The 12,417-nt window shown below is 47.3% G+C and carries 12 protein-coding genes; 8 read left to right on the top strand and 4 right to left on the bottom strand.

Annotated elements, in window-relative coordinates; all coding sequences use genetic code 11:
• Positions 1-90 precede the first annotated feature (90 nt).
• Both SHEWANA3_RS14875 and SHEWANA3_RS14870 read left to right on the top strand, forming a co-directional pair.
• Complete coding sequence (locus SHEWANA3_RS14875) at positions 91-729, top strand: GNAT family N-acetyltransferase (protein ID WP_011717702.1); 639 nt, start codon at positions 91-93, stop codon at positions 727-729.
• Entirely contained in the window at positions 722-1,027 is a 306-nt protein-coding gene (locus tag SHEWANA3_RS14870; RefSeq protein WP_011717701.1) for a DUF962 domain-containing protein, read from the top strand. The genes SHEWANA3_RS14875 and SHEWANA3_RS14870 overlap by 8 nt, the downstream gene beginning before the upstream one ends.
• Before the next feature lie 1,656 nt (positions 1,028-2,683).
• Here SHEWANA3_RS14870 and SHEWANA3_RS14860 read toward each other — a convergent pair.
• The gene (locus SHEWANA3_RS14860; protein WP_011623404.1) at positions 2,684-3,070 is read right to left on the bottom strand and encodes a DUF3301 domain-containing protein; all 387 of its coding nucleotides are present in this window, start codon (positions 3,068-3,070) and stop codon (positions 2,684-2,686) included.
• On the bottom strand, positions 3,067-4,080 hold the full coding sequence (locus tag SHEWANA3_RS14855; RefSeq protein WP_011717700.1) for a DUF3549 family protein: 1,014 nt from the start codon (positions 4,078-4,080) through the stop codon (positions 3,067-3,069). The genes SHEWANA3_RS14860 and SHEWANA3_RS14855 overlap by 4 nt, the downstream gene beginning before the upstream one ends.
• Positions 4,081-4,226: 146 nt before the next feature.
• Between SHEWANA3_RS14855 and SHEWANA3_RS14850 the strand changes: the two genes are divergently transcribed.
• The 6 genes from SHEWANA3_RS14850 (at position 4,227) to SHEWANA3_RS14820 (ending at position 10,880) form a co-directional block, all read left to right on the top strand.
• Entirely contained in the window at positions 4,227-4,547 is a 321-nt protein-coding gene (locus SHEWANA3_RS14850) for a YqcC family protein (protein ID WP_041412691.1), read from the top strand.
• Complete coding sequence (gene truC, locus SHEWANA3_RS14845; RefSeq protein WP_011717698.1) at positions 4,534-5,388, top strand: tRNA pseudouridine(65) synthase TruC; 855 nt, start codon at positions 4,534-4,536, stop codon at positions 5,386-5,388. Before SHEWANA3_RS14850 ends, truC begins: the two co-directional genes overlap by 14 nt.
• Positions 5,389-5,836: 448 nt before the next feature.
• Positions 5,837-6,301: a flavodoxin gene (locus SHEWANA3_RS14835; protein ID WP_011717697.1), complete on the top strand. Its 465-nt coding sequence runs from the start codon at positions 5,837-5,839 to the stop codon at positions 6,299-6,301.
• Positions 6,253-7,734 (top strand): PTS transporter subunit EIIC, encoded by a 1,482-nt coding sequence (locus SHEWANA3_RS14830; RefSeq protein WP_041412690.1) that lies wholly within the window; start codon positions 6,253-6,255, stop codon positions 7,732-7,734. The genes SHEWANA3_RS14835 and SHEWANA3_RS14830 overlap by 49 nt, the downstream gene beginning before the upstream one ends.
• Before the next feature lie 216 nt (positions 7,735-7,950).
• A complete protein-coding gene (purU, locus tag SHEWANA3_RS14825; protein WP_023267379.1) occupies positions 7,951-8,766 on the top strand; it encodes a formyltetrahydrofolate deformylase in 816 nt (271 codons plus the stop codon).
• A gap of 185 nt (positions 8,767-8,951) precedes the next feature.
• Entirely contained in the window at positions 8,952-10,880 is a 1,929-nt protein-coding gene (locus tag SHEWANA3_RS14820; RefSeq protein ID WP_011717694.1) for an HD domain-containing phosphohydrolase, read from the top strand.
• A gap of 74 nt (positions 10,881-10,954) precedes the next feature.
• Here SHEWANA3_RS14820 and SHEWANA3_RS14815 read toward each other — a convergent pair whose 3' ends face one another.
• Both SHEWANA3_RS14815 and dapD read right to left on the bottom strand, forming a co-directional pair.
• The gene (locus tag SHEWANA3_RS14815) at positions 10,955-11,308 is read right to left on the bottom strand and encodes a DUF3718 domain-containing protein (protein WP_011717693.1); all 354 of its coding nucleotides are present in this window, start codon (positions 11,306-11,308) and stop codon (positions 10,955-10,957) included.
• A 268-nt stretch (positions 11,309-11,576) separates the two neighbouring features.
• Complete coding sequence (gene dapD, locus SHEWANA3_RS14810) at positions 11,577-12,401, bottom strand: 2,3,4,5-tetrahydropyridine-2,6-dicarboxylate N-succinyltransferase (RefSeq protein ID WP_011623395.1); 825 nt, start codon at positions 12,399-12,401, stop codon at positions 11,577-11,579.
• Positions 12,402-12,417 lie beyond the last annotated feature (16 nt).

The following is a 12,417-nucleotide window of genomic DNA, read 5'->3' as shown; positions in this document are numbered from 1 at the left end:
CAATCTATGATTAAAATTTGCACTTTTTTGTTTCCTTGATACAGTGATTATTACTCCTAAGAGTGTGATCTAAATCAAGGAATTCTAATAATGGACAATAATACCTTGGATGAGTGCCGTGCAGTTTATCTCACCGCCGAAGATTTACGCCTCGCCGCTTCGATTCTCTACAACGCCTATCATGACGACCCTTTCTTTGTGGATGCCTTATCCACTTCAGACAAATTCGCCTACGAACAAAAATTACGCGCCGCAATCCGTGAAGAGTTGAATGCGCTATGGCAGGAAAAGCAAGCCTTAATCGGGCTGTTTGATCAAACGCGCTTAGTCGGTGTTGCCTGTGTGGTTACTCAGGAAGTGCCCCTCGGGGAGGGCCGCTATTGGCACTGGCGACTCAAGATGTTGCTCGGTACGGGCTGGCAATCGACCCAGGCGATGATGAAGAAAGAATCGAGTATCGTCGAGCTGCTACCGAGCGAGCACTGCGGGATCCTACAATTTATTGCCCTTGCGCCCAATGCGCAGGGAAAGGGATTAGGCCATCAACTTGTGCAAGCCGTAGTAAGTTGGTGTGATGAGCAGCCCGAACTTGAGGGGATTGGGGTCTTTACTACTCAAGAAGCCCATAGCCAGTTATTTATGCAACATGATTTTGTCTCCCTCGGAGAATTGAGCATAGGCAATGTGGCCGGACAATTACTCTTTTACACGGTCCAACAAGATGAATGAACCCTACCGCTCCTTCGCTGAGTTTTATCCTTTTTACCTCTCACAGCACCAGGACTTGAGCTGTAGGCGATTGCACTTTATTGGCAGTATTCTGGTGCTCCTGTTATTCGTCGCTGCGCTGCTTACCGCAAATGGTTGGCTTTTACTGCTTATTCCCCTTGTGGGATATGGTTTTGCTTGGGTGGGACACTTTGTGTTTGAGCATAATCGCCCCGCGACATTCCAATATCCCTTGTACAGTTTGATGGGAGATTGGGTGATGTTTGCACAAATTATCACCGGTAAGTTGAAGTGCTAAATGTCCCTCACCAGTGAGAAGCTGGCACCCGTGTGAGAGATCGCTTACAAAGCCTGTAGGATAAAATGTTTTCTTACTGACTGTTTTGTAATCACAGCTTTTAAAGTGTATTTAAAATCATGGTGTTATGTTTGAATAAAGCTTGGCTGTATGAAAAGTGCGCTAGTGTGTGTTCTTTAAGCGAAACAAAAATAGTGAGAACCACGTAGAATTAACTCATCGCCAAAGCAAATGGATAGCAGGGATAGCAATACAGGCGAGAGGGACGCAAGAAGCGACGAATTCAGGTTCTTGGATTTGAACCACTGACGGTAGGAAAACTGTCATCTGCCTAGGATAGGCTAAGGAAAAGCAAGGCTGCTTTCTCATGGATGATAGAGGACGTTGTATCTGCTGGGATAGCAGGTTTCAGGATGAAAAAGGACCAAGCTTAAGGATTAAGCGTTACTGGATGCAGGAAGTATCGAGTAAAAAGATAAGTATAAGGGTGAACAGCTTGTACTAAGGTTAGGAAGGGATTCAGCTGGACGCGATTGGGATGAGTCACTGGATGTGACAGGAGCCGAAATAGGATATTCGGGTCAAAGGATTGAGTGTGTACTACACAGGGAAATAAAGGGATAGAAGGACGCTTGCAGGGAGCAAACGATCGCAAGGAAGGTGCAGGGAGCACAATCAAGCAGGATGGCTTGCAGAGGATAAATGGGGTGCACATAGTGCGCCCCTTTCTTTTTGCTATTCTCCAACGTCATTTTTTACGATACGTCATAATGTCCACTTTTGTGTGCGCTCTGTTTGAAAAACAAATTTAACGGACGATTTTTACTCTTTTATACAGTCGCAATTTCCTTTGCTGTGCTTGAACGTCTCGGGATTAATCAATGTTTGTGCATTCAAATGGCATAACTTGCCCGATTTCTTGTGAGATATATCTCACAAGGCTGTAAGCGATGTGTAAGTTTTTTGACTGACAATGACTACCTAGTTTTAGGTAAGTCGCATCTAATCAATATGTTAAGAATTTTTTTCCATTATGAACTTAATATGGCGGCTTACATTTTTATCTTTTGCGAAAGCCACCCTGCTATGGCTGTCGTAGAATTCATTTGTAGACGGAACTACAGCGAACAGGAAGTTAGCAGTCAGGATGACTGGACAGTGTTTAAGGAATAAACACTTATGGAGTGGTAAGGAGAGACTTTCAGGATGAAAGCGATGCGAACCACGGAAGGAAAGACTATCAGGGATAGATAGCCTAATTGCACAGGATTGCAATGGCACATGGAGTGCAATAGAAAGGATGCTACTGAACCTATTTCACGGATGATGCTGGAACCGCTCAGGAAAGAGCAAGCTTGGTAAAAGGAACGCCAAGAGATAGGGAAGTACGTTGAGTACAGGGAAATATCACGGATTGAACAGGGATGATGCAGGACGCAAGTTGACGCATGGATGGTGCAGGGAGCACGAAAATAGCGGGATAGCTTAACAGAGAACAGAAGGGCGTGGTCTTATGACCACGCCCTTTCTTTTTTATTTTCACACAGATAAAGCTAATTGGATGCGGATGTTTAGCCGAGCTATGGCTGAGTGTTATCTATACGGCTCGGCGTTATCGATTCCGCTTAGCTTTATCAAAAGGTCAACGGCAATAGCTTAATGGCACTTGCCCGAGCTACAGCTACTTTGGCTGCCGCAACCACCAAATTTGCCTTTGGCCATCGGTGCTTCTTGCCATTCTGGCTCAGGGAAAATAGGCCATTCAATCTTTTGCACTTTTTTCCCTAGCATCCAAATATGACCGCGGTATTGGTTGATGCCATCGGTGCTGAATTCGAATAGATACTTTGCCTTCCAACAGATCCCTGTCGTGCCGCCAAGGCTGGGGCGAGCCGTTTCCATTGCGATGGCTAAGAGCTGTACTTTTTGTCGGCAACATTCTTTTTCAGCAAAAATACGGCTCAATTCAGCCATTTGACGTAATTGCCAAAAAAAGGCCGCAACCACAACGAGCGCAATAATTAACAGCAGATCTGACATCATTTACTTGTAGCCTTAAACAAGCCGCCAATGGCCTGTGATAGTTGAACACTCCGATTGGGGTTTCTTAACTCACCCAATAAGTGGTTACGCAAACTGGGAATCGCCACAATATCAGCAAAGATCTGATTAAAAAAGGCTTGGGGTTGTCGCGCCAGTGCTTCGAGGTAAATACTGCGACTCAGCTCTTGCTTTAATACCGTCCAGTTTCGGCCCGCGATGCTGATGAGTTCATTGGCCTCTAAGCGCTCGGTTTGTTGAAGATGGGCGAGGGCTTGCTGACTCAATTCGGTATGAGAGGCGAGTGCGCGCAAGTAATAGGCTTGGTACTCGGGAGAAGCCGTCACAAACTTATCGTAAAGCTTATTCGCAAGCGCTTCAGTTAAATGCAGATGTTCGAGGCATTGGCACAGGGCAATTTGTACTTCAATCGCACTATTGTCAAAACTGGCGAGGATATGCTGCTCGTGATCTAACTCACCAAGGCGAACACACACGTCGCTCAAACCTTGCAGGCCAATATGCTGCCATTCACTCGGTGCAATTTGTCCCGAGAGATATTGCACCGCAAACTCATATTGAATTGAAGCACTTAACCCTAATTGTTTACGTACTAAGGCGTTAAATACCGCCAGTTTTTCTTGGCTGGGCTTAAAGCTAAACGGATTGTTAGCGAGGCGGTCCTGCTGTTCATCGGTTAATGGCTGAGTCGGATCTTGCCCCAGTGCCGTTAATACCATTTCAATAAACTGTGAGCGCGGCGCCGGCGAGAGCAGTCCTTGTTCGTCTAATGGTAGCTTTAGGAACCAAATAAAATGCTGTTGGCTCTCGTTCCAAAACACAATGGCAAATTGGGCATGCCCTTGAATAGGGTAAGGGTAGGGCGTGACTAATGATTCGATTTGATGGAAGGCCAGCATATCGATGTGCTGTACTCTTCGTCCTAATTCATAGACTTGGAATTGGGTTTTGGCTGTCGTTAAAAATTGGCTAAGCGTGGTAATTTCAGTCATTTGGCTGTCATATCAATCAAAAAGGCTCAATAAATTGGCGACATTATAGGGGGAAGTTGTGCGCGATGGTATGATTGCCACACTTTTATCGCCTCAGTCGCAGCGCTTAATTGTCGAATGACTGTGGCTTAATGGACCTTATATCGATGCTTTACAGCCAAACTCAAACCAAACTAGCCCAAATTGCCCACGAGCTACAAAGTGCAGGGCTTTGGTCTACTCGTGCGCCCAGTGATGAAGCTATGGCCAGTACGGCGCCTTTTGCCTGCGATCTGATGTCGTTAGCGCAATGGTTGCAGTTTATCTTTATTCCGCGCATGCAAGCCCTTATCGATGCGGGGCAACCTTTGCCAAGTAAAATTGCGATAGCCCCGATGGCGGAACATGTGTGGTCCGAACAAGCGGCGTTAACACCTTTAATCGGTGTCTTAAATGAATTGGATATGTTGTTAAATGAACCTAGATGATGATTGGCTGGATATGCCAGAGGATAAATTCAACCCAACCGAGAGCGACGAACAGTCAGAGCCTGCGCCTGAACTGCGTGTTTTGTATCAAGACGAGCACTTGGTGGCTATCCATAAACCCGCGGGATTATTGGTTCATCGCAGCTACTTAGCACGGCGTGAACGCTTTTTTGCGATGCAACTGACTCGTGACTTGGTCGGTTGCCATGTGTTTCCGGTACACCGTTTAGATAGACCGACCTCGGGCGTGTTGTTATTTGCCAAAAGCAGTGAGGTGGCCAATGCCCTATGTGAGCAATTTGCCAACCACAGTATTGAAAAACAATATTTGGCACTGGTGCGTGGCAATATGCACGAGAGTGGTGTGTTGGATTATGCGCTCAAAGTCGAATTGGATGAGGTGGCTGACAAGTTTGCCAATCAAGATAAGGCCGCGCAGGACGCTGTGACTCAATATGAGCCGCTATTAAATACCGAAATTCCTTATCCGTCGGGGCGTTACGCTACCAGCCGTTTCGCGTTAGTGAAACTGAGTCCAAAAACGGGGCGTAAGCATCAACTCAGACGCCATATGGCGCATTTACGTCACCCGATTATTGGCGATACCACGCACGGAGATGGTAAGCAAAATGCGTTTTTCCGTACGCATTTCGATATCAATCGATTGTGGCTGATTGCGAAGAAGTTAACCTTCACTCACCCAGTTACCCAAGCGCGACTGAGTATCGAAACCGAGCTTGAGCCAGAATGGGAAACCGTGTTTTCAGGACTGGGCTGGGATGATGCCGCCCTTTGTTGCGAGCCAAGTGTGTTGATTGCAGAGCAAACGACGACCGTTTAAGGCAATGCTTGTTTGGGCATTTAGGGCCTGTGGTCGCTTAAGAGGCGACTACTAACTTAAAGATACTCCTAACCAAAGGAGAGTGCTCACTTAAGCTTGCATCTTGGCTATCTGCCTAATTACATGCAATTCACTGCAACAATCGGCGGTCTTAACTACTGGTTGGTTTGAGGCTGGATATCAAGCTAGCTAAGGTCGAGTATTCCGCCGGAACGGTTAGCGGGAATTGCAGATTTTGCTGGGCGGCGTGAAAGTAATGTTTGCGTCTAATTTGAGTGGTTTTATGTTGGTGCTTGAGGTGTTTTTGCCTATTGCTCTGTCGCATCAGTGTGCTTCCTCATGCTCAATAACTTGATTTATAAAATTTTTACCTTGTTGCTTGCCCTAAAGCCTCACAATAAAGTAACTTCAGCTAAGTTGCGTTTACGCATGTGGCACGGAGTATATCATGAAAAAAGTTAATCTGGTGTTTGGCACTGTGTATGGTAGCGCACAATTTACCGCCGAAACCTTAGAAAAAGCGCTGACAGAACTCGGTTATGACGCCAGATTGTGGCAACCGAATGAAATTAGCCAATTTACGCCGCCACAGGATGAGTTGTTAGTGGTAGTGACTTCGACCACTGGACAAGGGGATTTACCCGACGATATTCAGCCTTGGTATTATCATCTTAAGGAGACTGCGCCTTATCTGCCCGAGCTGAAATACAGCGTAATCGCACTTGGTGATTCGAGTTACGATACCTTTTGCGGTGCGGGTAAATCGGTAGATGAATTGCTCAGCGAGTTAGGCGCTAAACCCGTTGTGGCGCGTCTAGAAATTGATGCCTGTGAAACCATGGAACCCGAGGTCGAAGCGATAAAATGGCTGGAAAGCTGGAATCAAATCGTCAAATCCGAACGCGCCGCTTAGGTCATTTCGTTACTCAGCAGTGGTTTAAATTTGCCCAGCGCTTAAGTCAGGCGCTGTTAATTCCGATTGCGATTTTGCCCGCAGCGGGTGTGATGCTGGGCCTAACCGTGAGTCCAATCCCTTTTATGCCCGAGGTGCTAACCGTATTAATGCTGGCGGTTGGCAAACTGATTTTCGCCATCATGCCCATTTTGTTCGCGGTAGCTGTGGCGATAGGGTTTTGCCGCGATCAAGGCATCGCCGCTTTTACTGCCGTATTTGGTTATGGGGTGATGACGGCCACCTTAGCCGCATTAGCGGATCTCTACCAACTGCCGACCCAATTACTACTCGGCATGGAAACCTTAGACACTGGGATTGCCGGTGGCATGTTGATTGGTGGCGTGACTTGCTTTGCCGTGCGCTGGAGCCAATATATTCGCCTGCCAGCGATTTTCTCCTTTTTCGAAGGGCGACGTAGCGCCTCTTTATTGATCATTCCGTTGGCGATGGGCTTAGGTTATATCCTTGCCCATGTGTGGCCGCCGTTATCTCTGCTCATCGAGCGGGTTTCCGACTGGGCGGTTTACCAAAAGCCGGCCATCGCCTTTGGGGTCTATGGCGCGCTCGAACGTTTACTCATACCCCTCGGTTTACATCATATCTGGAATGCACCTTTCTATTTAGAAGTCGGCCAATACCAGTTACAGAATTCGGAAGTGGTTCGGGGGGAAGTTGCGCGTTATTTAGCTGGCGATCCGCAGGCGGGGAATTTAGCGGGCGGTTATTTGATAAAAATGTGGGGACTCCCCGCAGCGGCGCTAGCCATATGGCGCTGCGCCGAACCCTCGGAGCGTAATCGGGTCGCGGGTATTATGCTTTCCGCGGCGGCGGCCAGTTGGCTGACCGGAGTCACAGAGCCTATCGAGTTCGCCTTTATGTTTGTGGCGCCATTTTTGTTTCTTATCCATGTGCTGCTGTCGGGGCTGGCATATTTTGTCTGCATCATGCTCGATATTCACCACAGTATTGTGTTCTCCCATGGGCTGGTGGATTTCACGCTGCTGTTTTCGCTGTCGCGCAATACGGGTTGGTTCGTATTCTTAGGGCCGCTGACGGCGGTGATTTATTATCTGCTGTTTAGGGGCAGTATTCTGGCATTTAATTTAAAGACGCCAGGACGACTCGAACCCGATGAACCCCATGGTGCCAAAGAGAGCTTAAGGGCCATCATTGCGGCATTGGGCGGTCGTGAGAATATTGTCGAGCTCAATGCTTGTCTCACCCGTTTACGCTTGAGTGTGCACAGCCCAGAACTCGTCAATAAAGTGCGGCTCAGCCAGCTCGGTGCTAAGGGCGTGATTGTGATGGGCAAAGGTGTGCAAGTGGTATATGGCACTAAGGCCGAAACCCTACGCAAAGTCTTGCAGCGTTATTTAGATACTCGGCGCTGATATTGCATCTTGTTGAAATTAATCGCTGCTTTATTGTGTTTAATAAAGTTAACTCACAATAAATTCACTTTTTATCACAAAAAATAAGCTTTTCATGCTGTATGAGTGGATTGGCTATGGCACACTCGAATGAGGGACCATAGAGGAGATCAGATTTTGCAGTCACAGCATGAAGTAGTATCGAACGCGCAACCCGCCTTAGCACGTAAAATCCTGATGACAGATTGCGCCGATGCCCAAGGGCTTATCGCCAAAATCACCAGTGTTTGCTTCAATCATCAGCTTAACATCATTAAAAACAGTGAGTTTGTGGATAATGCTCAGGGGCGATTTTTTATGCGTACTGAGCTCGAAGGGCACTTTAATAGCGAGCAATTACTGCAGGATCTGCGGGAGGTGTTACCCGCGCAAAATCATATGACCTTGGTCAGCGCGGGCAAGAAGCGCATCGTCGTGTTAGTCACCAAAGAGGCCCATTGTTTGGGCGATTTGCTGATGAAGGCCTACTATGGCGGCTTGAATGTTGAGATAGCAGCCGTGGTGGGCAACCATGATGTGTTAAGGGAATTGGTTGAAAAATTTGATATTCCTTTTCACCTCGTGAGTCACGAAGGGCTCGACAGAATTCAGCATGAGCAGGCGTTATTGGCCGCTGTGTCGCAATACGCGCCCGATTATCTGGTGCTCGCCAAGTATATGCGAGTGCTGACGCCGGATTTTGTCGCCGAATATCCAAACCGTATCATCAATATCCATCATTCGTTCTTACCTGCCTTTATCGGTGCCGCACCTTATCGCCAAGCTTGGGAGCGAGGAGTGAAAATCATCGGTGCGACGGCACATTTTGTGAATAATTGCCTCGATGAAGGGCCGATCATTAAGCAGGACGTGATCCCCGTCGATCACAGTTACAGCGCGCTTGAAATGGCCAAAGCGGGGCGTGATGTCGAAAAAAGCGTCCTCAGTAAAGCCTTACAGCTAGTGCTAAATGAGCAAGTAGTGGTTTACGGCAATAAAACCATAGTGTTTTAACGTCAGTTAAAAGTGACAGGCAAGTAGGCTTTAACTGCTTGTCTGTTAAGACTTTAGAATTAAGCCTAGGCACTGCGCTTGCTATCAGTATGTTTAATTGCGATATTTAAGGCATGATCATCTAGTCACATGACACTTTGAATTGTATGCCATTCAAAGTGTATTACTCATGGAAGGGGTGTTTGATGTCTATGAGCCGTAGTCTCATTATTGGAATTAAAGACCTGCCTGAGGATTTACCTCTTTCTTGGGCCCGGCTTGACCGGCAGTTTCGAGTGCAGTGCATGAGCCGGGCATTTTACGAAAGGTGCCAACGTTCGGCTGCGCAAATCATCAATCAACCCATCTGCCAGTTATTCGATGAATTTAATGCCAAACTTTGCGGCGATATTCTTCAACGTACCGATAACTACATCGGGTTGGTGCTGAGGGATAATCAGGGCAGGCGAGTGCATTTTGCCCTATATGTTATTCCTGAGCAGGGGTGGCAACTTATCCTTGCCGATATTAACTATGAAGAATTGCCGATTAAGGGCCTGCATTCCGATTATCGCCGGGCTATCCAAGCGAGTGATGCCTGGTTACAACATATTGACGATGTGATCCAATCGCCGCAGGAAGAGGTGTTTAAAGTGGCGGTCGCCAAGGCGATTGCGTTGATGGACAGTCAGTATGGTTTTATCCTGCTGCATAATGATAAATCCAAGTCCCTCACCTTAGCAGCCCGTTCGGACTATCCTACGCCTAAGGTTAACCAAGCCGAGTTTGTGGAGGAAAACACCCAAGCCTCTGAGCTTGAAAGTCAGCTCTGGCAAGAATGCGTTAAAGACTACAAACCCATTATTCAGAATAAGTTAGAGAGCAATCGCTCCGATAATCTCCTGTTTGACCGCTTACTGCTGGGCGAGCGCTATCTCGCTGTGCCTATGATTTTCCATAATCGCTTAGTGGGGATGGTGTGTGTGGTGGGGCGCGATGAGCCCTATAGCCGTAACGATGCTCGCTCCTTACTGACCTTTGCCAGTATTTTGTGGCACTCGATTGAACTTCCACGAAGTTTAAGGGCGGTGTCTCGCCAGTCCAAAATCATCAAGGCGCAAAAAGAGCAGTTATCCCAATCCTTAACTCAGCTTATCAGCGCGATTTCTGAGGCGTTAGAACTTAAGGATGCCTATACAGCAGGGCACCAAAAGTCGGTGGCACAATTAAGCTACCTGATTGGTGAGAAACTCGGACTTGAGCCGCAGCGTTTAGAGGGGCTAAAAATCGGCGCACTGGTGCATGATATTGGTAAACTGGCGATACCATCACAGATTTTGACTAAGCCTTCAAAACTATCCAAAGAAGAGTACGCATTAATCCAAACCCATCCGTTGCATGGGGCAGAGATTGTTGAGGATGTCGAGTTCCCATGGCCGATTAAACAGATGATTTTGCAGCATCATGAGCGACTCGATGGCTCGGGTTATCCCTTAGGTTTGAAGGATAAAGCGATTCTTTATGAGGCTAAGATCATTGCCGTTGCCGATGTGGCCGACTCAATCCTATCTCACCGTCCTTATCGTCCCTCCTTGGGACTCGCTAAAATGACCGAGGTCTTAAAGGCGGGAAGAGGCACTTTATTCGACTCTGAAATCGTCGATACTTGCCTCGAGATTTTAATCAATCGTGAACTGAGTATTAGTGACCATATTGGTTCAGCGGTATTGGATCCTGTGGTGTCTGTGACCCTAGATCATGAACTTGCCGATATAAAACGCTTATTAACCGCGGCCCATGCCAAAGTGGCCGTGGTGCTCGATGAGCATCATAAGATCATCGGGGTGATCACTCAGCGTTTACTCGATTATTGGCTTAGCCCTCTGATTGGTACGGCGGCGGAGCGGGATCACGACAGGGCATTCCTGCGTAAAAAAGCCCATCAAATTATGGAGCACTCGGTGCCTTTGATTAGCGATGTCGCCACTTCAGAAGATGCATTGCAGCTGCTGAATCAAATGGATACTGAGTTTTTGGTCGTGGTGAATAAAGCGCAGCATGCGATAGGGATTATTGGCTGGCGAACCATTGCTATGGCCAACAAGGAGCGCCAAGAGGTTGAGCGTTTAATTTAACATGCTTAATCTTAAGTACTTATGGTAATAAAAAGGCGTCAGTTAGACGCCCTAATATTGGCAATCGTATTGAGTTAAAAATTAACGGCATAAACCTCATCCACTGGATTTTGTGCAATATCTTTAATCGTCACGGTACCTTGTACATAACGGCCTATGCGTTTGGCGGTTTTGTCGGCGCCTTGGCTAAGGGCGAACTGATGGAAGCTTTCGCCGTTACAGACTAAGCGGGGGAATATTCGGCCTTGGTTGATGCGATATTCCTTCATTGTGTTGCCAAACGAGATCAGGTTGTTACTGGCTCCAGCCTTACAAACCGCCACTAGGGTATTTTCTAACTGAGGGTCCATGGCGGCCAAAGCGTTTGAGCCCATTCCTAAGGTGCAGAGCAAGGCGGCTCCGCCCAATTTTACTAATGTTGATTTCATCTTTAGCTCCTTGTCGGGTGAGTAGACACTTTGAGTAAAGTCTGTTTTTGCGGGCCTTGCAGAGGGATTTGGCCACAGAAGTGTATCTAAATGTGGGGTTGGGAACAGAGTGTTTCTCTGTGTAACTTGATGTGTCTTTGAGCCCCATAGGGCGTGCATTTTCCATAAAAAATGCCAAGCATTTTCCATAAAAAATGCCAAGCATTTTCCATAAAAAATGCCAAGCATTTGCCTGGCATTTTAGGATTGCGTGTAGCGCGAATTTCGCTTAATCGACGATACGTAACAGTTCGTTGATACCCACTTTACCACGGGTTTTCGCATCTACTTTCTTGACGATAATCGCAGCGTATAGGCTGTATTTACCGCAAGCCGATGGCAGGTTACCCGATACTACGACTGAGCCAGCTGGTACACGACCGTAGTGAATTTCGCCAGTTTCACGGTCATAGATACGGGTACTTTGGCCGATATAAACGCCCATGGAAATCACCGAGCCTTCTTCAACCACGACGCCTTCAACGATTTCTGAGCGTGCGCCGATAAAGCAGTTGTCTTCGATAATGGTAGGGCCCGCTTGCAGCGGTTCGAGTACGCCACCGATACCCACACCGCCAGATAAGTGCACGTTCTTACCGATTTGCGCACATGAGCCAACGGTTGCCCAAGTGTCAACCATAGTGCCTTCGTCAACGTAAGCACCAAGGTTTACATAAGATGGCATTAATACGGTGTTTTTACCGATGAATGAACCTTTACGTACGGTTGCCGATGGCACCACACGGATGGCTTCGGCTTTAAAGCGGGCTTCGTCATATTCGGCGAACTTTAACGGTACTTTATCGAAATATTTGGTTTCGGCACCATCGATAACGGCGTTATCGAAAATACGGAATGACAGTAATACCGCCTTCTTCAACCATTGATGTACATGCCATTGGCCATCGATTTTCTCGGCGACGCGTAGTTCACCTTTATCGAGCATATTGATGACATTTTGCACATCGTTACGCACGCTTGCGTCAACAGTGCTTGGTGTGATGTCGGCACGCGCTTCAAATGCGGCCTCAATACGTTGGCGTAAAGCCTCCATTTACTTCTCCCGTTTT

It is taken from the genome of Shewanella sp. ANA-3 (genome assembly GCF_000203935.1).
In the GTDB taxonomy this organism is placed as follows: domain Bacteria; phylum Pseudomonadota; class Gammaproteobacteria; order Enterobacterales; family Shewanellaceae; genus Shewanella.
The sequence above is the reverse complement of the archived record's forward strand: the minus strand, read 5'-3'. Positions and strand labels throughout refer to the sequence as shown.

Excerpts from the sequence above, each read along its gene's own strand:
- SHEWANA3_RS14860 (WP_011623404.1), bottom strand. The coding sequence starts at position 3,070 with ATGATGTCAGATCTGCTGTTAATTATTGCGCTCGTTGTGGTTGCGGCC.
- SHEWANA3_RS14870 (WP_011717701.1), top strand. The coding sequence starts at position 722 with ATGAATGAACCCTACCGCTCCTTCGCTGAGTTTTATCCTTTTTACCTC.
- SHEWANA3_RS14850 (WP_041412691.1), top strand. The coding sequence starts at position 4,227 with ATGCTTTACAGCCAAACTCAAACCAAACTAGCCCAAATTGCCCACGAG.
- SHEWANA3_RS14830 (WP_041412690.1), top strand. The coding sequence starts at position 6,253 with ATGGCTGGAAAGCTGGAATCAAATCGTCAAATCCGAACGCGCCGCTTA.
- purU (WP_023267379.1), top strand. The coding sequence starts at position 7,951 with ATGACAGATTGCGCCGATGCCCAAGGGCTTATCGCCAAAATCACCAGT.
- dapD (WP_011623395.1), bottom strand. The coding sequence starts at position 12,401 with ATGGAGGCTTTACGCCAACGTATTGAGGCCGCATTTGAAGCGCGTGCC.
- SHEWANA3_RS14820 (WP_011717694.1), top strand. The coding sequence starts at position 8,952 with ATGTCTATGAGCCGTAGTCTCATTATTGGAATTAAAGACCTGCCTGAG.
- SHEWANA3_RS14855 (WP_011717700.1), bottom strand. The coding sequence starts at position 4,080 with ATGACTGAAATTACCACGCTTAGCCAATTTTTAACGACAGCCAAAACC.
- SHEWANA3_RS14815 (WP_011717693.1), bottom strand. The coding sequence starts at position 11,308 with ATGAAATCAACATTAGTAAAATTGGGCGGAGCCGCCTTGCTCTGCACC.
- SHEWANA3_RS14835 (WP_011717697.1), top strand. The coding sequence starts at position 5,837 with ATGAAAAAAGTTAATCTGGTGTTTGGCACTGTGTATGGTAGCGCACAA.
- truC (WP_011717698.1), top strand. The coding sequence starts at position 4,534 with ATGAACCTAGATGATGATTGGCTGGATATGCCAGAGGATAAATTCAAC.
- SHEWANA3_RS14875 (WP_011717702.1), top strand. The coding sequence starts at position 91 with ATGGACAATAATACCTTGGATGAGTGCCGTGCAGTTTATCTCACCGCC.